Origin of the sequence: Streptomyces sp. NPDC020742, from assembly GCF_040641675.1 — a bacterium.
In the GTDB taxonomy this organism is placed as follows: Bacteria; Actinomycetota; Actinomycetes; order Streptomycetales; family Streptomycetaceae; genus Streptomyces.
The window spans coordinates 333,524-357,116 of sequence record NZ_JBFAEA010000003.1; the positions used below are offsets into that span (position 1 = coordinate 333,524).

The following is a 23,593-nucleotide window of genomic DNA, read 5'->3' on the forward strand; positions in this document are numbered from 1 at the left end:
CGCAGTTGCGGCGGCAGTGGCGGCAGTGGCGGCAGTGGCGGCAGTGGCGGCAGTGCATCCTCCAGCACGAGGTAGCACGGCGGCGACCGCTCCCCGTAACCGGGTGTGACGCATCAGCGCTTCACCGACGGCTTGACCAGGTAAATCCGGGAGCCAGGTCCAGCGTGCCGACCAGGTCCAGCGTGCCGGCCGGGTCCAGCCTGCCGACCAGGTTTGGCGTGCCGGCCAGCACCACGACCACACCCCCGGCACTGACCAACCGTCGCCGCACGGGCCCGCATTCAGCCCCTCCCGTCCCCTCCCGTCCCCCCTCCCGTCACCCTGCCCGGTCCCCCCTGCCCGGTCCCCCTGCCCGGTCTCCCCTGTCAGACCCGGAACGCGAACTCGGCCTGCAGCCGCCCCTTGGCGACCCGGCCCCCGTCGCTCCAGTAGAGGGCCTTGTACTCCATGCCCTCCTTCAGGTTCGCGCCGATCAAGGTCGAGCCGTACGCACCGCAGTGGGCGTTACCGCAGGCCCAGTCCCAGGTGACGCGCTTGCCGTTGCTGTCCTGGATCTCGATCCAGTCCCAGCCGTCGTACGGATCCCGCCCCGAGGGAGTCATCCACGTCACGTTGACGCCCATAACGTGAGACTCGTATCGCCAGCCCCGGAACCGCCCCGGTGACACATCACTGATCAAGAAGTCGGTGTTGGCCTTGCCGGACTGGGCCCCGGTGGCCCCGGGGGCCGCGCCCCGGTCCGTCGACGGCTGCCAGTGGTTCCGCACCGCGTCGGTCGCCGGCGCCGCCTGCACAGCGCCCGTCGTCGGCTCCCCCGAAACCTGCGACGCCGCGGAAGCCGTCCCCAGCACCATCAAGGACACGCTCGCGAGCACCCCGGCCATGACCGCGGCCCGCCGCCGGGACGTGTTCGCCCCGGCGCATAAGGAAGCGGCGTTTCCCTTGCCCCACGTGCGGAACAACATGCCCACTCCACCTCGTCGTCGATCGATGGTCCATGCGCCACAAACCCTAGGGAACGGCGATCAACGCGCCTTTGACGATCGGTCAACACGATCTTTACCGCCGCGCTGCATGGGGCCAAGACGGCAGCAGCCCGCTGACGCGCCGCGTGACGTTCCGGGCCACGAGCCCGACGCGTACGAGGGCGGTCTGTGGGGGGCTGGGTGCCGGTAGGCAGGCGAGCAGCCTGCCGTGCGAAGTTCCCGGCATCTCCTCGCTGCGGAACTATGACACGGACCGTCCCGCGGGGAGAGCTCAGCCACTGGTCACGCTCTGCGGCACGGGAGAACTCCTCGGCCGCGGCCGCGTATTGCGAAGCCGTCCATACCTGGGCCCAGGGGTGGCCGGCAAGGTACGCCTGGCGGGACAGGCGGTACGGAAGGACACGCTGGGACAATGACCAAGCCACGAACTCCCGTAAGGATGCCTGGACTTCACTCCATATGCCGTGCCCATCACCAGGGCACACGCGTTCGTCATCGCACGCTTCGACTGCAAAGCGTACGAGACCTTCGGTGACCTGCCACTGCGAGCCCGGCTCTTCTTTGGGCGGCCTGGTGCGGACGGAGGGGCCTTCGCCCAGCCACGAGTGTCGGCGGATGGCCACACAGCACACTGCAACGCCGTCGGCGGCGAAGCGTTCGGTGCGCTGCCTGATGTCGTCAGTGGTTATCGGGGGACAGCTGCGCTTCCCACGCCGTCCGCCAGGAGCCGTCCGGCGAGGTGGCCAGGACATCGGCCCGCCAACACCCGCTGATGGCGGGCACCTCCAGCAGATCCTTCGTGCTGGCTACCACGGTGGCAGAGGACACTGACAACGCCACCGGGCCCGCCTCCCATCCCGGTTCAGCGCGACGCAGGCCCCAGCGCGTCCCATCCGGAGGACGGTTTGAGGTCCTGGGGCGGGCGTTTGCCGCCGGGGTTGCCGTCCGGATGCTGGTTGATCCATGACAGGCCGCCCAAGTCGAGGCTGTGCCGGGCACGGGTGACGGCGACGTAGGCGAGGCGGGCCTCGGCGCTATCGATGTCGCCAGGCAACGGATCGCCGTTCTCGTCGGTCTCTTCCGGGTCGATCGGTTCCTCGAAGTCCTCTCCGATCCGTACGGAGGCCCATTCGCGGCCCTTGGCCTTGTGGGCGGTGGAGACGACGATCTCAGCTCCTTGCTCGGCCGCGAGCTGGTCCACCGCTTGCAGAATGACGTCCACCCCGTGCTCGTCGACCAGGTCGACTAGAGGCAGCAAGTCGCGTCCGGACGGGTCGTATTCGGCGTACTCCTGCAGTTCACCCCAGGTGTCGAAGAGAATGAGTTCGGGGTGGGTCGTGCGTTTGCCGGCCTTCAGGTCGCGGGCGGCGCGGGCCAGGGCCCGCAGTGCGTCGCCGCCGCCGACGAGTGCGACGCGGCGGCCAGCTTCCAGCTGGCGCATGACTTCGAGCATCGCGCCGACATTGGACCGGCACAAGATCGCGTCCGGCTCCTCCAGCCGTTCGAGCCGGGTGTTGATGGCCGGGGTACCGGTCAGGCGAATCGGGGAGTCGACGATGTGCAGCCATCGGTTGGCTTCCTCGGCCAGCGCAGCGCCGAAGCGGAACGACTGGGACAGAGCCAGCTGGCTGCCATCGAAGTTGCTCATCACGTCCCGCGCCCCGCGCCAGCCGTAGATAGCCTGGGCGGAGTCACCCACCATCACCAACTGGCTGTGTTCCCGCTGGGCGTTGAAGATCTGCTCGACTACCGGGTTGGTGTCCTGGGCCTCGTCCAGCAGCAGGAAATCCGCTTCGATCCTCGGCTCGGTCAATGCCCAGATCTTCAGGTAGTGGTCGTGATCAAAGCGGACAACGCCTTCCTGTGGGTTCTGGAGGTCGTCCCATGCCTTGGCCGCGTACGGTAAGACGATGTCCACGAGCTGGGCGTGCAGGTCCTCAGCCTCGACGCCTCGCAGCCGGGGAACGTGGTGGCGCTTGATGGTGCGGTCCGCGGACTGGCAAAAACGGGTGACGGTCCGCAACACGGTGTAGGACAGCGCCTTGTTGGTGACGTTTCGTTCGCCGATCCGGACCCTCATGTTGATGGCGATGCCAAGCGAGGCACCGGTCTTCCAGCCAGGCACCCGGGGCGCGTTCAACCGAGATCCGTATCTACGGCCCACGGCTGCGAAAGCCAGCGAGTGGGCGGTCTTGCACCACACATTGCCGGGGAACTTGCGCGCAGCATCATTCGCGATCGACTTGTTGAACGCTATGTACCGGCCGGGTTTGGTCGTGCTGGCCGCGAGCATCGCCAGCGTCGTCGTCTTCCCGGTTCCAGCTCCGGCCCGGAGGACCAGGTGGTCCCCACGCCGGAAGGTATCTACGGCCGCGCTCTGCTCAGGGGTAGGTGCGGGCATCGCGCTCCTCAAAGGGTGGATACGGCTTCATAGCGCAATCGAACGGTGACACGCGGAGAGTATGCGCGTCTGCGGATCACGAAATCTCTGCATCGTCTGCACGCCCAGCCACAGGACAGCACGGCCCGGCAGGACCGCCGCAGCACGGCCAACAATCTTGGGAGTTGTCCACCAACGAACGCTACTGACTGCGCGTTATGTCTCCCCGTCGGTGCAGAGAAACCCTGGCAGGCAGTGCGGGTGCCTGCGACGATATAACCATGCCGACGCCCGGAACGCCTCTCCCAGCTGCACTCATCCCCGACTGCACGGAACCGGAAGCTCACCACACGGCCTATCGAAGCGCCAAGATCAACAACGTGATCTTTGTATGCATCGCTCGTCAAGGACGACGCTGGAAGGTGGAGCTTGACGCTATGGCCAGCAGCGAGCCCCCCATCCCGGACGAGGCAGTGATAGTCCTGCGGTCCGCGGCTGAAGCATTGGTACTCGCTGACACAGTGACGCAGGCCAACATTGCACCTGACTACATCTCCATGTGGGCGATCGAGACCGAGGAGAGGGCGCGCGAGATCGCGGCCGCGTTCCATGCCGCTCTGCACGGTCTCCAACAGCTGCACGTCGCCGTTCCTGGCCAGCGCAGAAGGGCTTAAGTCTCCGGCGGCATCACCGCGCAAGATCGCTTCCGTCGAGACGGAGACCTGCGGCTGAGCCAGCTCGCGCGGTAGCACTCCGGTAGTCGCCGTTGGACTGTGAATCTGCCGGCTCAACCTTGCCTTCAAGCCGCTCGTTGTCCTGTGTCTTTGTCCAGCGCACCAACAACCGCCCCCGTCCGCCCCCCTACACACATCCCCTCTGATCTGGCACGCGAACCCCCACGGACGCTCCCGCACACCTCGGCGGCAGGTCTCCTTGGGACGGCTGTCGGCGTGGCCACAGGAATCTCGGCTCCGCGAGGCGAAGCGGCTAGGAAAGGGCCTGTCGCCGGATGCATAGCGACTGTGCCCCAGTCCTCATAGCGCACTCGGTGAGGGTGAGCGGTGAGTCGGATGGATCTGTTCGCCGCTTGTGGCCTCACATGGGCGGCCAGGATGGCGCGAGCCGCCTCTGGTCTCGGGAACGTACAGGTCGGGACAGGAGCCGGTGTGGCAAGCAGGGCAGTCTTGAAAGGAGGGGCGTTTGTGGGCTCTTGAGTGGTTCTATTGTCGTCTGATGTTGTGCACCGGGGTGGCGTCCACTGTTCGGCAGCGGGGACGAAACACCTGCACGGATACCGTCCGGTGCACTTCAGCAAGGCTCGGGGCGGGGCGGCCAGGACTACGTGCCTCGCCATCGAAGGTGACGCACGATCCTTCGGGGAAGTAGAGCGGGAGCGATGGCAACAGTAGAACAGCAAGTGAAGAGCGCCGACGACGTGATCTGCCAGAACCTTGCCAACCCAGTAGTCGACCGAGGCTTCCTCTCGCAGAACGTGCTGGGCCAACTCCGGAATCTTGTCGAGGGCCTTGCTGTCTGGGCGCACCTTAATGATCGCTCGGCTGAGTTTCACTACAACCAGGTCGGGCCAGCTCTGGATGCTGTTAAGGCGCTCGCCAAGTTCAGGCTCCTGAGTAGATTCCATGGCGTACTCCAGGCCAGCGTCTCGCACTACACGCTGGATCGCGACCCCTCCGAGCGATTGATGCTGAAGTACTACGAGTACCTACTCCGCACCCGCGACCTCGCAAAGGATCAGCTCGGGATAACGATCCTGACCAACATCGAACAGTTCCCGATCGACCTCGACCCCTCGTTGCGGGAGTACTACGAGAAGATTGCTTCCTGCATCGAGCAGGGAAAAACGAGGCTTTCCTCAAGTCCACGTCGCGAGCGATACTACATTCACAGCTCGCGACCATTCTTCATCGCCGGCCGTATCTACTATGAGGTCACGTTTCATCTCGCCCACAACCGGACGAGCAAGTTCGATCGCATCATTGGGTTTACCGACATCGACGTCACCGACAAATACGCGGCCAGTCTGGAGCTGGCGAGCGACACGATCGAGGTACTCGGCAAGAAAATGCCGATCACGCTGATCCGCTCATGGGAGGTGTCAATCCGACCGTGTGAATTCGACAACTTCGCGCGCCTCTTCGACGCCTCGTACGGAAAGGTCAGTAGGTCGCATTCCGAGTACCGCAACCTGATGCGGTACCTCACATCAACACGATCAAGTCTGCTTGATCTCATGGATATGACCGACGCTGCTTACGGCTCGCTCCGCTCCTGGGCACTAGTCGGCACTCAACGAAATGCGGCAATCTTTCCTGTCCTTGACCGCGCGCGGTCACTCATCCGCAACAACCGGCCAGGTTCTCGTCTGTTGCGGTACCTCATGCTGCGGATGAACAACCTTGTCATCAAAGCACAGTTCCATGTCGACCAGTGTTCTGCACTCTCCGGGCTGCGCGTATCTTGGGGTTGCAAGCCGTTCGACACGATGCCGTTCTGCACATCACCGCGCGGACATAACCCGCGCTTTGGGGACCTTGCCGAGAGCCTGGACGCCAGGACTCGGCCTCACGAACTGCTGGCCAGGCGAGTCAGGAGCAATGTCGAGCAGCACGGTGTGATCTATACGCCGGCAGCTGAGCTGGAGGACCTCGGTGACCTCGACGAGCTGATCGCGCGCCACAATCGCATGCTTCCGCCCACTGCACGACACGCGCGACGGAATCTGGCTCAAGCAAATGGGCATGTGTTCATCGTCGGGTACGAGGACGACACGGTCTCGATCATCAACAAACTCCGGGAAATCTCTGCTAGTGGCGTCCCTCAACACAGCAGCGACGTGCAGGCATGGATTGATGTGAACCCGGGCGTCATCGATGACCCTTTGAAGGCTGAGGCCCTGACGAAGTTGTTCGGGCACTCGAAGGTCGCCCTCGTCTACGGCGCGGCCGGTACGGGAAAATCGACGATGGTGAATCACATCGCGAACTACTTCGAGGACGCGCGAAAGCTCTTTTTGGCGCATACCAATCCGGCCGTCGACAACCTAAAGAGACGAGTACAGGCGCCGAACACTGAGTTCAGCACGATCAGCAAGCACGTACGCAATGGTAGGTCGTTCGGATCAACGTACGGCGTATTGGTAATCGACGAGTGCAGCACCGTGAGCAACGCAAGCCTGCTCGATGTACTTGAGAATACATCCTTCGATCTGCTCGTGCTTGTTGGCGACGTCTACCAGATCGAGTCGATCGAGTTTGGCAACTGGTTCAGCATCATCCGGTCGTACATCCCAAGCGAGTCTGTATTCGAACTCACAGAACCCTTCAGAACGACCGATCAGGGCCTTCTCACGCTGTGGAGCAGGGTGCGGAACCTGGACGACCACATCGAGGAGTCGCTCTCCAAGAATGACTACTCGAAGGTTCTGGGAGACTCCCTCTTTCAACATGGAACCGACGACGAGATCGTGCTCTGCCTGAACTATGACGGCCTATATGGCATCAACAACGTTAACCGGTTCCTACAGGCAAGCAACTCGAATCCGGCTGTGACATGGAGCGAGTCCACATACAAGGTCGGAGATCCAGTACTTTTCAACGAGTCTGATCGGTTCAGTCCAGTCATCTTTAACAACCTGAAGGGAAAGATCGTCAAGATCGATCGTGTGCCCGGCCGTATCACTTTCGATGTGAATCTCGAACGAGATGTCACTGAAGACGATGTGCTCTTCACAGGTCTGCGCTGGGTGGAAGGCTCGACTGTCCAGTTCGACGTTTTCGAGCGCGGAAACAGCGACGATGACGACGACTCTGCCACCACCATGGTGCCGTTTCAGATCGCTTACGCCGTATCGATCCACAAGGCACAGGGTGTTGAGTACGAGTCAGTAAAGGTTGTCATCACAGATGCCAACGAGGAGAGCATCTCCCACAGCATTTTCTATACCGCGATCACACGCGCACGGGAGCGTCTCGAAGTGTTCTGGACGCCGGAAACCCAGCATCGAATCCTGAGTCGTCTCGCCGTGCGCGAGAACACAAAAGACGAGCATCTGATGAAGATCCGCCGAGGTTTGGTCCCTGTTGAGAAGCGACCAAAGCGCCAAAAGACGCGCCAGCTGCCGTAGACGCCGGCAGCGACAGCAACGGCGGCGCCGTGGGGCACCTCCCAGCCGACCCGAAAGGTGTAGGTCGGAGGTGCCTCATCGGCATTGGGCAGGGCCTTGCAGCGCTCACTCAGGCAACCCCTATCGGCCAGTACGCGACTGCCAGTGGCAAACATACAGTTCAGCGGCTTGGGCCCGTTCTCTCTGAGCGAGCCCAGCCGAGCTGTGCTGACTTCATGCTGAGTTCCGCTGGGGCCCTTCCGGTCCGGGGGCGTTGTGCTGGGTCGGTGCTGAGTCTCAGCGTTGACAGGCATGGACGCTCCCGTGGTCCGCGAGCAGACACGTTCGTCCCTCACAGCGCGTGACCGGAACACCTCGTGGACTTCCTATCTGGAGGAGACCACCACGGCCCGTGGGTCCAGATGGTGATCTACGGAGCCGTTTGGTAAGGCCGCGATCCGTCCTTAATGTGTCGCACTCCCGACCTGCGGAAGTAGACAGCCATGAACCAATCCATGTGGACCGTGCCAGCCTTGGCTGACTTTCTCGAGAAGCCCGTCTCATGGGTCTATGACAATCACGAGAAGCAGGCCATCCCAAGTTTTCGTGTGGGGCAACAACTGCGGTTCTGGCCTAGCGAGATAAAGCAGTGGCTGGAAAACAACTGTCGCGAACGGGAGGCTACATGAACGAGGAGTACAAGGAGCCGCTGTACGCCGCTCCCCCGCTGCTCCAGCGGATGGTCGACGCGGGCCGGCTGGGCCGGAAGTCGGGGGTCGGGGTTCTACCCGCACTAGGAAGTGCGCCGACGCCGTCAACTGGACCTGTTCAAGGCCGAGTTCACCGGGTACAGCACTGGCATCGGCGCTGCACCCGGGCGGCTTTCGCAGCCTCTCGCGGGCTCTCAACTACTCGGTTGCCCGTTCGGCGTGGTCTGCACGGGTTCGCGTCCTGCTGAGCGTCAGCGATTGACAAGAAATCAGCCCTGACCTGGGACTTTGCATCTTTCGGAGCTGTCGAGGCCTTCCCTCTTACTATGCGGAAAATTCCCTGGAAAGTCTCTGGGACAGAACTGAAAGTCCCTGAAAAATCCCTGCCGGCGTCCCTGGTTCGGAGCTGCCTGATCAGCGATGCTGAGCCTGCACGGCGGCCCGGGCGAGGGACGACGGCAGCTGTTCGCCCCCTTCCCCCAGGGCTGGACGTCCTTGAGAACACACGTGGCCACTGGCGGATGCCGAGAACTCTCTGCCTCTGTGGCCTGGTCGTATGTGCGGTACGCGCTTGCGGGTGGGCGCGCAGCCGAATGCTGGCACACAGTCGGTGGTGTGCCCCCACGCCGGCGCGGCTACTCAGCGGGCGGATAGTTCGTCGATCCGGGAACCGCACGGAGTGACGGCCGGATGCCTTCGCACGGCATATGAAGGTGCTCGACAGGTCGCCTGCTCAACGGCAGCCCCAGAAGTGGGCCATCATGTGGGAGGACTTCGGAGGGGCTGCCGGCGAAGCATCGCACATGGTCGAGGTTCATCGATCGTGGCTGGCGCGCAGGCGAATTGAGGCGACGGGCGGGAAGATGGCGCGGGATTACGACAGTCAGCTGCTGGAGTCGGTGGCGGTACGGCGACGCAGGTTGCGGGACGCCTTGCTGTTCGGTGCGCAGCGGGGGCGGCGGACGGCGGACGAGCGGCTGGGGAAGGTGTTCGCGGGGATCGCAATCACAGCTGTCCTGTGTGCGGGGTGCGTGGGGTGGTCGTTCCTTCAGCACACGCTGGCCACGCAGAAGGCTGAGCAGGAGAAGCAGCAGCGTCAGATGCAGCAGTACGGGCAGCCGACGAGGTAGGCGAAATCCCAGGTCTCCATGGATCGGATTCGGACAGGTTTTGCGGTACCCAGGGGCATATGCGATGAACTCTGCGCGATGGCAGAGGTGTTCCGTCTCCTCTGACATGGGGTCGTGGTGGACGTCAGCGGCACAGGTGTATGGCTGGTTGGCCCAAGAGGTCGTCAACGCCGCGATGATAGGTTCCGGTAAGTGGTGAGCAGAGCAGCGAGTTCCCGGATGCAACTGAGCCGAGTGACGTTGGTCGGCGAGCGACGCCGGGCCGATGTCGTCCTGCTCTCCGATACGCCGATTGGGCAGCTGATCCCGGATGTCCTTCCGTTGCTGGGCGATCGGCCCGCATCGCGCCCGGTAGCTCGGCAGCTGATGACGTCCGACGGCTCTGTCCTGCCGTACGACAGCACGCTGGCGTCGGCCGGGATCGCCGACGGTGCCGTGCTCCGGCTGGTGACGACGCATTCTGCGCCGCCGGCTCCGGTTGTGCACGACGTCACTGATCAGGTGGCTGACGACCTCGATCTGCGGTCTTGGCGCTGGCGTCCTGCTGCGCGCCGGGCCAGTGCGGGTGTGGCGACCGTCGCCTTCGCGGTGATCGCCGCGTTGCTCGCCCGCCGTGAGTTCCCGCTTGGCACCCTGGTCGGTGCTCTGTCAGCTGTATTGCCTGTGCTCCTGGCGGCCGGTGCGCTCGTCGCCAAGGTCGGACGGGGGAACCGGGGACTGGCGACCGCGCTCCTGCTCGCCGCCGGCGGGCTTGGTGTTCTCACGGCGTGGACGGCTGCCGATGCGTTCGACTGGCCGGGCACCGCGCGGCTCGCTGCCGTGGCGGGTGCGCTGGTCGTGACCCTTGTGTTCCTTGGTTACTTCTCTCCGCTGGGCAAGGGTGGGCTCGTTGGCGCGGTGGCCACCGCCGCGATCGCCCTTGCGTGGGAGGCGGTGGCCGCTGTTCAGGGTGATCCGGCCCGGCTCGGTGCCGTGATGGCTGTCCTCTCTTTGGTGGCGCTCGGAGTGCTGCCGCGGCTTGCGCTGATGGCGTCGGGGCTCACCGCGCTCGATGACCGCCGCTCGGGCGGTGTCTCTGTCAGCCGTCACCAGGTAGGTACCGCGCTGGCGGCGACGCACCGCGGCCTCGCCCTCTCGACGCTCGTCACCGCGATTTCGGCAGCCTCCGCCGGATGGCTGCTCACGCTGGCCGAGAAGCCGACCGTATGGACCGTGGCGCTGGCAGCGCTCGTTGTCGTGGTGCTGGTGTCGAGGACGCGAGCGTTCCCGCTGGTCGTTGAGGTTGTTGTGCTCTTCGCTGCCGCGTCGTGCCTGGTGGTGCGCCTGGTGATGTGGTGGATGGAGCATGCGGGGGCTGTCGGGCCGCTGGCTGTGCTGTGTGTGGCTGCGGTGCTGCCGTTGGTCGTGTTGGCGGTGCAGGTTCCTGAGCATGTGCAGGTGCGGCTGCGGCGTATGGGCGATCTGGTCGAGTCCATCGGCATGGTGGGGCTCTTCCCCCTCGCCTTTGGCGTGTTCGGTGTGTATGGGCAGCTGCTCAACCAGTTCTGACAGATCTGAGTCGCTGTACTGGCGCTGCGGGTGGGGCAGCAGAGTGGGGGGTAGACAGGCATGCCGAGCGGAGACGGCTGGCAGGGTGATGTGCTGCGTGACCTGAGGGGCGGCGCCGAGCAGGGGGCACAGGGCCCCGGCGCGCAGGCGTACCGCGCTTCCGCGCCGGGCAGTGCGCTGCCTGCGCAGGGCACGCAGGCGCCGGACGCCACCCATGGCGGTGGCGCGCCACGGCAGGCCGGCTACCCGCATGAGGGGCAGGAGCAGCAGGCGGGTCAGCCGGGCGGCTGGCCGCAGCAGACCGGGTACCCGGGACAGCAGCAGGAGCAGCAGGCCCCGGCCGCGTACGCCCCGGCCCCCCAGCCCCAGAGCGGTCCCGGCTCGCGACCTGTGGTGGACGCGGGGCTGGTCGACGCATGCCGCAGCAAGCCGCGGCACGGAGAATCCTTCGCGGCGCGTGCCGTACGTGCCCTGCGCCGTACGCTTTCCTCGTCCGCTGCGCGTGAGGTCGCCGAGGTCACCCGCACCGCTGCGGTGCTGCAGCAGTCCGTGACGACAGGCCGGCAGATCGCCGTCACCTCCATCCGGGGCGGGTCCGGCAAGTCGACGGTCGCCGCGCTGCTGGGCACCACGTATGCGCACTACCGGCAGGACCCGGTCCTGTTCCTGGAGGCCGATCCGGCGCTCGGCTCGCTGCCGATGCGGCTCGGTGCCGAGGCGCTGCGGTGGACCACCAGCGATGTCTCGGACATCGTCAAGCCGGATATGTCCCTGCTCGACGTCACCGGCTATCTCGTCCAGCTCCCCAACAACGCCTGGCTGCTGCCCGCGAGCCAGGGCCAGATCGGCGTCATGCTGGACAGCCGGGCGTACGAGCGGGCCGTGGTCGCGCTGCGTCGCTACTTCGGGGTGATGGTCATCGACTGCGAGACATTGCCCGCCGAAGTCGCCCGAATCGCGCTCGCCGCCGCCCACGGCCGTGTGCTCACCGCGCCCGCCACACCGGAAGGCATCACCAGCACGCACTCGGTGCTCCAGTGGATGCAGGGGCTGCCTCGACATGTGATCGCCGGCACGGTGGTCGTGCTCACCGAACTGGTAGCGCACTCGGGAGTCGACCTCGACGAGGCCGCCCGGAGGCTCAGGTCCACTGGAGTAAGCGTTCAGGTTCTGCCGTATGACCGGCATTTGGCAGCCGGTGGCCGAGTCCATACCGAGTTGCTGGCTCACCCGACCAGGGAAGCCGCTGCCCGCCTCGCCGCGGACGTCTTCCAGCTCTCCCTCTCCCAGAAGCGTCACTGAATCAGATGCCGAGCCCGATCGTGAATGACGGACGACGATGAGTACCCGACTGATCCACCGCCCGGCCAGGACCACCCGTCCCCCAACTGCCTCCGAGGCGCGAGTCATCGAGGCTCCGCCCAACCTCCCCGAGGGGAAGGCGGGCAACATCGCGATGTCGCTGCTGCCCGTCGCTGGCGTCATGTCGTCGGTGGTGATGATGACGGTGGTGCGCAACAGCCAGTTCGCCGGGCTCGGGGCGATCATCCTCGTCGTCACCGTCATCGGGTCCGTCGCGCTGGTCTTCTCGCAGCGTGGCAAGGCGCAGCGCACTCGGCGCACTCAGCGCGAGGCGTACCTGGCCTATCTGGAGGATCTGCGCGAGGAGCTGGCCTGCGAGGAGCGTGAACGGCGCGAGCGGGCCGATGTCCTCAACCCGCCCCCGGCCGCCCTCTACGACATCGTGCGCGATCCGGCTCGCCTGTGGGAGCGCCGCCGCGCCGACGGCGACTTTCTGCGCGTACGTGTCGGCACCGGTGAGATGCCCGTACGCGATCTGCAGATCGCCCAGCAGGGTTCGTCGGTCCTCACCCCACCCGACCGCTTCATGCTCAATGAGGCGTCGGCGCTGATGGCCCGCTTCCGCACCGGCACCGAGCTGCCGCTGACAGTCCCGCTCGACCGTGTCGGTAACGTCAGCGTCATCGGCGCCCGCGAGGACTGCCTGCGCGTCGCGCGCGCCCTCTTCGTGCAAGCCGCTGCCTTGCATGCTCCCGACGATGTGGCAATGGCGATCGCGGTGCCCGGGGACCGGCTCGCCGACTGGGAGTGGGCCAAGTGGCTGCCGCATCTGCTCGACACCGAGCAGTTCGACGGCCCCGTCGCCGCGCGCCGTATCGCACCCTCAGCACCCCAGCTCGCCCGGCAGCTCGGCCCAGAACTGCGCCGTCGCGCCTCCTATGCGGCAGAGGTGCGCCGCGGCCTGTCCGGCAAGGACGCCCTGTCCATGACGTCCCGGCTGCTGGTCGTCACCGACGGGCATGGTGAGGACGCCGTCGATCTGCCGCGTCCCGACGAGGCGGTCGGCCTGCGCGAGATGGGCGTCACCGTTCTGCACCTGCTCGAACGGCGGGTCCAGGAGCCGGGACATGTCGGCGTGCGGATCACTGTCGACGGCGATCAGGTGATCATCGAGGACTTGCGCGCGCAGGAGCCGGTCCTCGCCCACGGCTCTGTGGACGAGGCCGGCATCCCGTTCGCCGAGGGCCTGGCTCGGATGCTGGCGCCACTGCGGCTCTCCGCCGAGTCGCTCACCGACGCCCCCCTGACCGGGCCGGTGGACTTCGCCGAGCTGCTCGGCGTCGACGACGTGGCGCAGCTCGACCTCTCGCGCCTGTGGGCGCCGCGCGGCGAACGTGCCTTCCTGCGCGTACCGATCGGCATCAACGATGCCCACGAGCCGGTGCTGTTGGACCTGAAGGAGTCTTCCGAGCTCGGCATGGGCCCGCACGGCCTGTGCGTCGGCGCCACCGGCTCGGGGAAGTCGGAACTCCTGCGCACCATTGTCCTCGCCCTGGTGGCCACGCACCCGCCGGAGGACCTCGCCCTGGTCCTCGTCGACTACAAGGGCGGGGCGACCTTCGCACCGTTCGCCAACCTGCCGCACGTCGCCGGCGTCATCACCAACCTGGAGAACCAGGCCGGCCTGGTTGAGCGCGTCCACGCCTCCCTCGCCGGCGAGGTCAAACGCCGCCAGCAGGTCCTCAAGGACGCCGGCAACATCGCCGACATCGGCGACTATGCCGCTCTGCGCACCAGTCGTCGGCCCGACCTGGAGGCGCTGCCGCATCTGTTTGTCGTCATCGACGAGTTCGGTGAACTGCTTACCGCCAAACCGGACTTCATCGACCTGTTCCTATCCATCGGCCGCATCGGCCGCTCGATCGGGGTGCACCTGCTGCTGTCCAGCCAGCGCATCGAGGGCGGCCATCTCAAGGGCCTGGACACCTACCTCTCGTACCGGCTCGGCCTGCGCACTTTCTCCGCCGACGAATCCCGTACGGTTCTGGACACCCCAGATGCCTTCCACCTGCCGCCGCTGCCCGGATTCGGTTACCTCAAGGTCGACACCAGCCACTACGACCGCTTCAAGGCGAGCTATGTCTCGGGCGCCTACCGCGGCCCCGTACAGCGTGAGGACGACGAGGACAGCGGACCCCTCGCCCTCCCCTACGACACCTTCAACACCCTTTCCCCTGAGGAGAATGCGGACGGGCACGAGCCTGCGGTGCGGCGCCGCGAGATGGGGCCGACCGAGCTGGGCGTCATGGTCGAGCAGCTGGCGAACGCCACTGGTACGGTGCGCCGCATCTGGCTGCCCCCGCTACCCGACGCGATCGCCCTGGACGCTGTCGCCGGCCCCCTGAACGTCGGTGCGCGCGGTATGCAGCTCGCGGGGCGCCGCGGCCCACTGGAGGTACCGCTCGGTCTGCTCGACGATCCGGCCAAGCAGTGGCAGGGACAGTGGTACCTGGACCTCACCATGGCGGGCGGCCACGCCGCCGTCATCGGCGGCCCGCAGTCCGGCAAGACCACGCTCCTGCGCACCCTCGTCCTCTCCCTCGCGCTGACCCACACCCCGCAGGAGGTCGGCATCTACGGCCTCGACCTGGTCGGCGGCGGCCTGGCCGCTCTGGCGGGCCTGCCGCACGTCGGGGGTGTCGCGGGTCGCGTCGACCGTGAGCGGGTGGCGCGCACCGTCGACGAGGTACGAACCATGCTCGCGGCTAGGGAGGACCTCTTCCGCGAGCATGCCATCGACTCCGTCGAGCAGCTGCGTGACCTGCACGCGGCGGGCCGGCTGCCGCAGCTGGCCTCCGCCGAAATCGTGCTCCTCATCGACGGCTTCGGCGCCCTGCGCGACGACTTCGACGAACTGGACGACGCCGTCGCCGACATCCTTCAACGCGGTGGCGGTTACGGCATCCACGTCGTGGCGGGCATGCTCCGCTGGAACGACGTCCGCATCGCCGTCCAGTCGAACTTCGGCACCCGCGTCGAGCTGAGGCTCAACGACCCCAGCGAATCCAGCATCGACAGCAAGCTGGCAGCGACCCTTTCGCCCGACGAGCCCGGCCGCGTCCTGACCGCCGGCAAGCTCTTCGCCCAGGTCGCGCTACCCCGTACGGACTCGCTCGCCGATACCGCGGAGCTGGGCGCAGTTCTGGAGCGCGCGACCCGGTCGATCCGCGCCACCTGGAGCGGCGAGGTCGCCCAGCCGGTACGCGTACTGCCGCACCTCCTGCAGCCCGACCTCCTGCCGGGCCCGGTCGCCGAACCCCAGCGGGTGCCCATCGGCCTGGACCAGACCGCGCTCGACCCCGTCCTGCTCGACCTGTTCCAGCACGACCAGCACCTACTGATCATGGGCGACAGCGAATGCGGCAAGACCAACCTCCTGAAGACCATCGCGGGCGGCCTCGTCGAGCGCTACAGCGAGGACGAGCTGGTCTTCGCCGTCATGGACCCACGGCGCGGCCTGCGCGGCGCGATCCCTGAGGAGTTCAACGGCGGCTACGCCTACAACGCCAAGCTGTGCGCGGGCCTCGCCGCCGCTGTCACCACTGAGCTGAGCAAGCGGCTGCCCGGTGACAGCGCGCGCCTCGAAGACCTGGAACCCGGCAGCTGGGGCGGCGGCCCGCGGATCGTCGTCCTCATCGACGACTACGACGTGCTCACCACCGCCGGCCAGGAACCGCTGGCCCCGTTCCTGCCGTACATCCCCTCCGCCGTCGATATCGGCCTGCACTTCGTCCTGACGCGCCGTGTCGCCGGCGCCTCACGCGGCATTTACGAGCCCCTGGTCCAGGGCCTGCGCGAGTCCGGATCCTCCGCACTGCTCATGGCGGGCGACCGCGGCGAGGGCCAGCTCTTCCCCGGCGTCTACGCCTCCCAGCAGCCACCGGGCCGCGGCGTCCTCATCCGCAGAGGCCAGCCCAACCGCCTGATCCAAACCGTGTACTCACCGGAGTGACACACCGAAGAGCTCTCCCGCACACGTGGGCCATCACCCGTACGGCACCGCTGCCACAGACGACGAAGGACCGGACGACCCCATGACCAAGGACGTCATCGCCCTCACTCAGCGCATGCCCGACCCGGCAACCATGCTCGCGGGCCTGCTCTCCGGAGGCCCCGACAACCTCGTCGATACCACAGGCGAAGGCGCCGTCATACGACTCTGCGACGAGGAGGGCCGACCGCTCGTTTCCGTCGAGGCCCCGCTGCTCGTCCAGGTCCCCGGAGAGGCCGAACGGCTCCTCGGCGCCACGCCACCGCCCGTCCCCTACTGGTGGACGGAAGCCCGCGCCACCACCGGCGTCGAGCACGCCGAACGTCTCGCGGGCGCCTTCGCTGCCCGGTTGGCCACCTTGGCTGACGGCTCCGCCTGGCCTCCTGAAGCCGCCGCACACAACCTCGCCGTGGTGAAAAGCGAAGGTGTGAGCGTCGCGCCCCCGCCCGCCGCCGGTCAGGCCACCGTCGACGTCCTGACCGACAAGGTCGCTGTCGTCATCCAGGACCGCCCTGTGGTCGCCATGACCGCCTGGCTTTCCGACGCGTACCAGACAGCCGCCAACGCCAAGCTGGGTCTGCAGATCGTCAGCCCGCCCGGTACCACGCTCTCCCCCGCCGTACGCGACAGCCTCAGCCACTGGCCCTCCCGCTGGGTCCTACGCGATGAGCGGGACGGCTACTACGACGGGCTGACCGGAGCCGTACTGTCCTGGCAAGACGGCATGTTCGCCCCCGTGGCGTCGCCCGACGCAACCGACGACGCCCCCCGCACTCAGCTGGCCGCCTCCTACCAGGAGGTCACGGCCACCGACGAGCACCAGCTGGCCATCACCTTCCGCACCACCCACCCCGCGGACGAGCGTCTGGTACTCGGGGGCGCGCTGGAAGCGATATGGCGCGAACTCACCGGCGAGCCCCCGGCCGGCTGGGGCACCGCAGAACCCGCCACCCTGCCCTGGTCACCACGCCAGCTGACCGACATCGCCTACGAGCGGGCACCTGCGCCGACCTGGTTCGTGGTGGTCGGCAGCCCGGACCGGCCCGGCCTCGCCACCATACGCGTCAAGCGCACGAAGGCAGGCGTGGAGGAGTACGTCACGCTGGCCTTCGGCTACGGACCGGACGAGGAGCCTCCGGTGGACGCCTTGCCCAGGGCCGCGGAACTGCTCGCCACTCGTCACCGCCTCACCTCGATGCTCATCCAGATCCGCAAAGCCCGCCGCGACCTGGCGGTACCGCCCCACTTCGAAGGACCCGGCGTCCCGTTCGCCTTCGTGCTCGGCGCGGAAGAGGTCCACCAGATGCCCAACGGCCGCGCCCGCAACACCCCGCTTTCCCAGCCGCCCGTCCCCCTCGGCCCCAAGGCCCGCCCCGCGCTGTACTACCTGCTGCCGGGCGACCCCTCGGACCTGTCCGGCTGGCAGGACTTCGAACGACTGATGCGGCACCTGAAAGGCGAGTAAGAGCACCTGGTCGATCGGAGCGGCACGGTGGATGGGTATATGCGTCCCCACGCCCAGCACATCGCCGCAAGTGACGGGGTTGGCTCCTGGCGCGTTTGAGCCATTGTCACACCCTCGTCATAGCATCGGGATTGTGAATTGCACCGGTCATGTCCCGGTTGATAGGCATGACCGTACATACGATCGCCAAGTCCGGCAGGGGGAGCCCGATGAAGTTCGACATGGGAGCGCAGACGCTCTCGACCCTGAGGTCGAAGTCGCAGGGATCGAGCACAGAACTGGGGACGTTGATCCACCAGCTCATCCAGGCAGCGCAGCCGCTGGAGGGCAAGTTCAACGGCGCCGGCAAGGCGGCGTTCGACTCCTTCAAGGCGAACGCGGACGAGATCACGGCGTCGCTGAACAGCGCGCTGTCCGCGATTGTGGGCGGCCAGTCGGGTATGGAGTCGGCATTCGGCTCGGGCGTGCAGGAACAGGCCGACAACGCCCGGACGCAGATGGCGGCGGCGAACTTCGACGCGGCCCGCTTCTCAGGCCGCTGACAGCCCGGTAGCTGCGGAAGTACACAGAGTCTTTAGGGGGAGTGATCGTGATGGCTGCTGGCATGGACCGTCGTTCGTACGACTCAGGTGCATCGGCGGAGGCGCAGGGCAACATCCAGACGGTGATCGGCCGTCTGGAGCAGGTGATCGCGGCGCGTGATGCGCAGGTCAAGGCGGCGATGGCGGACTTCGCGGCGGATGGTGTCGCCGAGGAGTACCACGGCAAGGAGCAGCGCTGGAACCGTGCCTCGCAGGAGGTCCGGAGCATCATCCAGCTGCTGAAGACGACGCTGGAGAAGAACGACTCCACCGCGCACCAGACACTCGCACGCGCAAAGGCCGCAGTCGACAACATCGGCTGAATTACCCCCAGCGCACCAGCAGACGGAAACACCATTTGTGCACTGCGCTGATGGGTTGTTGGCCTCCGTGGGGGCGGTGGTGTCGCGCGGGTCGTGGTGCGTGGGTGCAAGAGATGAGGAATACGGGGGGCATTCATGGCGTCATGGGACATTCAGCCGCAGGGAGTGCGGGGCCAGTTGAAGGTTGTCGGCACGCACGCCGAAGACCTCGGCACGGCCCTCAACACACTGCTCGCCGACATCCAGGAGGCCGCCCAGGCGGCCGGTACGGCCGTGCCGGGCACGCAGGCCACAACGTCACCGAACGGGCTGATGTCGGCGTCGGGGTACAAGCCGGTGGGACCGGTGGCCCCGGACCTGTTGCCGAAGACGGCCACGGGCCCGGTCGCCGCCGCGCTAGTCGAGTACGTGAACGGCCGCAAGAAGGGCATGAAGGCGATGGCTGACCGTTGCCAGGTCGCTGTCTGGGGCGCCGCCAAAGCCACCAATGAATACGTCCAGGGCGACCTGGAAGCGGCCAAGAACGCCCAAAGCGCCGCCCACGCCGTGCGGCTGGAGGCGCTCAAGGACTTCGGGGGGAAGAAAAAGTGAGCGGCGGACCGGTCGACCCGGACGACGTACCGGTCTTCACCGGTAATCTGGACGTTCTCGAATCCAAGGTAAAGGCGCTCTCCCGCGGCGGCTCCACGGTCGAAAGGGCCGGTTCGGACGTCCACAAGTCCTTCGGCGGCCTGGCCGCCTTCTACAAGGCACCCGAGGCGGAGCAGCTGTTCGGCGTCACCAAACCGGTGGAGGACACGGCGCATGACCTCGGCGAAGACATGCGCGTCATCGCCAAGGCGCTGGGCACCTACGCCCGTGAGATCACCCCGTTGATCGAGAAGTTCAAGCAGCTCAAGAAAAAAGCCGCCGACTTCCAATCCAACGAGGCCGCCGAAGACGACTGGAGCGAAGACGGCGACCTGACCGACGAGAACCTGGCCCGCCGCAACAAGATCGCCGAAGTCTGGACCGCGTTCCAGGAAGCCGAACGCAACTGCCACGCCAAGATCGTCGGCCTCGTCAACGGCAAGGCGCTCCACGTCATCGACGCCACCCACAAGACGGGGTACGGCTACCGCGCCGAAGACCTCAAGCAGGCCAAGAGCCTGCCCTGGGGCGAGGCGGTCGAGGAATCCATTCCCGGGTGGCAGGTGTGGGAGCACGCCTGGGAATTCGGCAAGGGTTTCGTCGTCGACGGCGCAGGAGCCGGCGTCGAGGCGCTGAAAACCCTGTTCGGCGGGCACGGAGGGGACGCCGCCGGCGAGGCATGGCTCGGTCTGGCCAAGCTCTCCACCGGCGTCACGATCACCACCCTGCCCTTCGTGGGCCCCGCGTACTGGATGCTGCCGGACGGCATGCTCCCCTCCTGGCTGCGGGAATCGCGTACCGCGATGGCCGAGACCGGCAAAGCGTTCGTCGCCTGGGACCAGTGGGGATCGAACAACTCCCGGGCCGCAGGCGCTGTCACCTTCAACGTCCTGAGCGCCGTCATCACCCGGGGCGGCGGCAGCGCCGTGGCGGGCGCGGGCAAGGCCGCCACGGCGGCCAAGGCCATCTCCATCGGCAGCAAGGTGGCCCAGGCCATCGACCCGATGACCTACGTCGCCAAGGGCGCAGGCGTCGGCCTGTCCAAGCTCCGCGGCGTCATGGCCGGCCTCAGGGACGCCGGCCACCTCGCGACCCCGAATATCTCCGACGGCGCCTACAGCCTGCCCGAAGGCGCCCACAAGATGCCGGACGGCACGATCCAGCTCCCCAAGGACGCCGCCGTTCCGGAGGGGGCGACCAGGCTCTCGGGCGGCAGAATCAAGCTGCCCGAAGACACGGTCACCCTCCCGCCGGGCACAGTGAAGAGCCCACTCGACGGCCCGGGGAAGTACATGGGCACCGATGGCTCCCTATACAGGGAGGACGGCAGCCTCCTCCAGAAGGGCGACGAGGCCAAGAAGGAGAATGTCCCCAGCCCGAAGGCGAGCGCGGACAACCCACGGACCGAGAAACCGGCCCACCAGGAACAGCGGGTCCCGGCCGGTGTTGGCGGACGCGGCGGCTCGGAGATGTCCGACCCGGCCCGCACCAGTGACAACGCAGGCCACAGTGCCACTGGCCCGCGCGACAACACCCCCATGGGCCGCGCCGGCGACGGTAACACCCCAGGCGGCAGGGCCGACAGCATGCCCACCAACAGCCACTCCCTGGGCGGTGACGGGACCTCTCACACTCCGGTCACCGGCGGGCTGGACAACTCCACGAGCGGCGCTCGCCACACCGACGAAACAAGCAGCACGGGCAACGGTGGCCACGGCGTCAGCGACGGCCCGTCCATCCCGCACCAGGGCGACGGCCCCGTCAGCGGGGGAAGCGGACATGACCTGCCCGGCACTGGAGGCGTGGACGGCTTGGGCCATACGGACGGCGACGGGCCGTTTCCGCACGAGCCCGAGAGTCCGCTCCTTCCGGGTGGGTCCGAGCCCAGGCCGGACGGCGCACGGTACGTCGAAGAACCTGCGCCCGAAGACGCCGCGGCGGCACGGTTTTATGATGAGATCCGGGCCAACCCGGATTCCTTGGACACCAGGAGTATTTCTGAGAACACCGGTGTCAGCACTCAGGTGCTAGACCGCGTCCGTACCCACTTCTTCCTCACCCAGCATGTGGTAGCCCAGGCCCCAGGCGACGTACGGCTAGCGCATTTCACACCTCGCAGCGACCTCGCCGAAATTTGGCAGGCGGCCGCTCAGCGTAGCCTGACCCCTGAGGAAACGATGAAGTTCGAGCGCTACATCGCTCATGAATACGTGGAGAGTCACCTGATCGAGGCGGGCATTCCGTATCTGCGCGATGAGCCGCACCTATGGCAACATTTCCGCAATGAGGGCGAATCCGGGTACTATCGCGACTGGCCTCAAAGGTCGACCGAGGCGGGCGCCCACGAGCTTGCAGCGAATGAGAACAGGGGCGGGTTCAACCACTGGCGCGGGCTGGGCCTCGACGTCCCCAAGGTCGAGCTGGCACCCAATCTCTCCAATATCGACGAGGTAATGGCAGCGCTCTTCCAGGAGCTGCGATCGAAGGGAATTGAGCTGAAGTGACCGACCGGACGTCGCCCCCCATGCTGAATCGTCTACGAGCGGTGGAGTGGATGGGGGATTGGGATTTCGCGTTCGGGCATGTCATGTCTCGACGCATTTTGTTGCGTGAGTATATGCGGCGGGCGGCCCTGTGGGCAGAGGTCTACTCAGCAGAGAGCGAGTGGCCTTTCTTTGATGTTACTCAGTATGTGGCCCCGGATTTCCATCTTCCCCCACAATTCGCTGCGAAACTTGAGGAATACCTAAGTCATGTGCCCAGCGGGGCCGTTAGGCGCACTTGTGCGGGCGCGGTGCGCATGGCGGAACTCCAGACGCACTACCCGGATGCGGTTCCCGATCTCCCGGATCTCTACGAGCCGCTTGTCCTCTTCTATGAGCGGGGAGGGGAGTTCGTCCGTGACAACGCCGGTTTCCTCGATCTGACAGGCGTGCTGTTCCGGCCCGGAACCCTGCGAGGCCACCTCGGCGCCCCGTCTCTCAGCACGCTCAGCGACACCGTGCTCGATGCCGTCGACGCCGAGGGACGCATCTCGTACTACACCACAGCCGACGGCCAAGGGCCGCTCCTGAGGCGTCGTGAGCTGCGAGACGAGCAGCATGACGAACTGTTCAGCCGGGACCTCCAGTGGGAACCGACGGATCGGATCCCCGGCTCCAAAGAAGAGGCTAAGGACGCAGGCTTGGTCGAACTTGACGAGATCGCGGCGGCCAACCTCATCGGAGTAATCCTTAGCAACACCTCTCGGTAGTGGGGGCGAGATTCGGGACCACGCGCAGGCCCGCCGGCAGTGTCGTCAGAGCCTCGACGTACCCTGACTCCGTGACCGTCACTGTTGCCCGGCATGACGCGGCAGGACCCGACGCCGAGCAGTTCGCGGAGCGGCTGAGCGCACACTTGGCCGAGGGCATCGACGGTCTCGAGGACTCCGTCGGCGCCACGAGCTTGATCGACTCCCATTTCGACACCGGACTCCTGGTGTTGCGCGCTCGCTGTGTCGTCGATCCGCGAGCGGCGGCGCTGGAGACATGGGAGGCCACGGTCAACGCGATGCAGCTGGGCTCAGCGTTGTTCGCCATAACGACGGCGAACGAGGGGACCGTCGAATGCCGCATCAACCGGAAGGTGCGGACGCTTCCGGCCGTTGGCCCGCTTCCAACGGCCGATGCGGGAAACTGGCTAACGGCGTTCTGGCTGGCCGTCATTTGTCGTGACCAGCAGCGGATGACGCAGCTGTGTGAGATCCCGCTGGAGCGGCTGCGTGCTCCTGAGGGGCAATACGACGAGTACATCTACCACTGGGTGGACACCCTGCAGACATACTGGCTGCGGCGGCCGGGGCTGGTGGAGAAGCTCACCGCCACATTCCAGGCGTCGGATCCCGCAGTGGCACGGGCCGCTCCACGAGATCTACTGGATGGCTTGCTCTATCCGCCGATCAACCTCTTCTACCGCTTCGTGCGCAAAGACGAGGAAGGCTTCAGTCCGGCCTTGGTGGAGGCGCTGCAGCTGCACAAGACGTACTGGACCCTGAACGAGGACCGGGAAGCGGACATCGACGGCAGCATCGCCCTGGGCCCCCTTGCAATCGCCTGCCTCGCTTACGACGGTGAACTCCCGATCGAGGTCGAGTCGGAGTACCTGCCCAAGCACCTGCTCCAGCGCGGTTGGCTCGGTGAGTTCCCCACCTGAGACACACATGACGACGCGCATTCCCCGCCACGACTTCCCGGCCGAGGCAGCCCACAGCTCTTCTCAGGAGAAACACGTGGCCTCGATCATCCCCCGCCACCCCTTTCCCACGGGGAACACGGAAGAGGGCCTCGCCGTGCTCCAAAACAACGCACAGAAGCTGATCGACG

Annotated in this window: 16 protein-coding genes and 1 pseudogene; 14 read left to right on the forward strand and 3 right to left on the reverse strand. The window is 66.3% G+C overall.

Annotation, left to right across the window (positions count from 1 at the left end):
- Positions 1 to 365: 365 nt before the first annotated feature.
- From AB0G84_RS08935 to AB0G84_RS08945, 3 genes are all read right to left on the reverse strand, one after another.
- The gene (locus tag AB0G84_RS08935) at positions 366 to 602 is read right to left on the reverse strand and encodes a hypothetical protein (RefSeq protein ID WP_361317572.1); all 237 of its coding nucleotides are present in this window, start codon (positions 600 to 602) and stop codon (positions 366 to 368) included.
- A gap of 1,062 nt (positions 603 to 1,664) precedes the next feature.
- A complete protein-coding gene (locus AB0G84_RS08940; protein ID WP_361317574.1) occupies positions 1,665 to 1,799 on the reverse strand; it encodes a hypothetical protein in 135 nt (44 codons plus the stop codon).
- A 49-nt stretch (positions 1,800 to 1,848) separates the two neighbouring features.
- Positions 1,849 to 3,387, reverse strand: coding sequence for a UvrD-helicase domain-containing protein (locus tag AB0G84_RS08945; protein WP_361317576.1), 1,539 nt, complete (start codon positions 3,385 to 3,387; stop codon positions 1,849 to 1,851).
- 260 nt (positions 3,388 to 3,647) lie between these two features.
- Between AB0G84_RS08945 and AB0G84_RS08950 the strand changes: the two genes are divergently transcribed.
- The 14 genes and pseudogenes from AB0G84_RS08950 (at position 3,648) to AB0G84_RS09015 (ending at position 23,423) form a co-directional block, all read left to right on the forward strand.
- Positions 3,648 to 4,040, forward strand: coding sequence for a hypothetical protein (locus AB0G84_RS08950; protein WP_361317579.1), 393 nt, complete (start codon positions 3,648 to 3,650; stop codon positions 4,038 to 4,040).
- A 722-nt stretch (positions 4,041 to 4,762) separates the two neighbouring features.
- On the forward strand, positions 4,763 to 7,510 hold the full coding sequence (locus tag AB0G84_RS08955; protein WP_361317581.1) for an ATP-dependent RecD-like DNA helicase: 2,748 nt from the start codon (positions 4,763 to 4,765) through the stop codon (positions 7,508 to 7,510).
- A 664-nt stretch (positions 7,511 to 8,174) separates the two neighbouring features.
- Positions 8,175 to 8,270, forward strand: a pseudogene (locus AB0G84_RS08960) (3-hydroxyacyl-CoA dehydrogenase family protein); the annotation flags it as partial.
- A 792-nt stretch (positions 8,271 to 9,062) separates the two neighbouring features.
- Positions 9,063 to 9,329, forward strand: coding sequence for a hypothetical protein (locus tag AB0G84_RS08965; protein ID WP_361317859.1), 267 nt, complete (start codon positions 9,063 to 9,065; stop codon positions 9,327 to 9,329).
- A gap of 219 nt (positions 9,330 to 9,548) precedes the next feature.
- Positions 9,549 to 10,877 carry a type VII secretion integral membrane protein EccD gene (eccD, locus tag AB0G84_RS08970; RefSeq protein ID WP_361317584.1) on the forward strand — a complete coding sequence of 443 codons (1,329 nt, stop codon included), beginning with the start codon at positions 9,549 to 9,551 and terminating at the stop codon, positions 10,875 to 10,877.
- 60 nt (positions 10,878 to 10,937) lie between these two features.
- Positions 10,938 to 12,179 carry a MinD/ParA family protein gene (locus AB0G84_RS08975; protein WP_361317587.1) on the forward strand — a complete coding sequence of 414 codons (1,242 nt, stop codon included), beginning with the start codon at positions 10,938 to 10,940 and terminating at the stop codon, positions 12,177 to 12,179.
- Positions 12,180 to 12,216: 37 nt separating this feature from the next.
- Positions 12,217 to 16,191 carry a type VII secretion protein EccCa gene (gene eccCa / locus AB0G84_RS08980; RefSeq protein WP_361317589.1) on the forward strand — a complete coding sequence of 1,325 codons (3,975 nt, stop codon included), beginning with the start codon at positions 12,217 to 12,219 and terminating at the stop codon, positions 16,189 to 16,191.
- 82 nt (positions 16,192 to 16,273) lie between these two features.
- Positions 16,274 to 17,695, forward strand: coding sequence for a DUF6177 family protein (locus AB0G84_RS08985; RefSeq protein WP_361317592.1), 1,422 nt, complete (start codon positions 16,274 to 16,276; stop codon positions 17,693 to 17,695).
- A gap of 209 nt (positions 17,696 to 17,904) precedes the next feature.
- Positions 17,905 to 18,237 carry a hypothetical protein gene (locus AB0G84_RS08990; protein ID WP_361317594.1) on the forward strand — a complete coding sequence of 111 codons (333 nt, stop codon included), beginning with the start codon at positions 17,905 to 17,907 and terminating at the stop codon, positions 18,235 to 18,237.
- 50 nt (positions 18,238 to 18,287) lie between these two features.
- Positions 18,288 to 18,599, forward strand: a complete 312-nt coding sequence (locus tag AB0G84_RS08995; protein WP_361317597.1) for a pore-forming ESAT-6 family protein — start codon at positions 18,288 to 18,290, stop codon at positions 18,597 to 18,599.
- A 135-nt stretch (positions 18,600 to 18,734) separates the two neighbouring features.
- Positions 18,735 to 19,190: a DUF6507 family protein gene (locus tag AB0G84_RS09000; protein ID WP_361317600.1), complete on the forward strand. Its 456-nt coding sequence runs from the start codon at positions 18,735 to 18,737 to the stop codon at positions 19,188 to 19,190.
- A complete protein-coding gene (locus AB0G84_RS09005; protein ID WP_361317602.1) occupies positions 19,187 to 21,733 on the forward strand; it encodes a hypothetical protein in 2,547 nt (848 codons plus the stop codon). The genes AB0G84_RS09000 and AB0G84_RS09005 overlap by 4 nt, the downstream gene beginning before the upstream one ends.
- A gap of 296 nt (positions 21,734 to 22,029) precedes the next feature.
- Positions 22,030 to 22,482 carry a hypothetical protein gene (locus AB0G84_RS09010; protein ID WP_361317605.1) on the forward strand — a complete coding sequence of 151 codons (453 nt, stop codon included), beginning with the start codon at positions 22,030 to 22,032 and terminating at the stop codon, positions 22,480 to 22,482.
- A gap of 71 nt (positions 22,483 to 22,553) precedes the next feature.
- Positions 22,554 to 23,423: an immunity 49 family protein gene (locus AB0G84_RS09015; protein ID WP_361317607.1), complete on the forward strand. Its 870-nt coding sequence runs from the start codon at positions 22,554 to 22,556 to the stop codon at positions 23,421 to 23,423.
- The last annotated feature ends 170 nt before the right edge of the window (positions 23,424 to 23,593 follow it).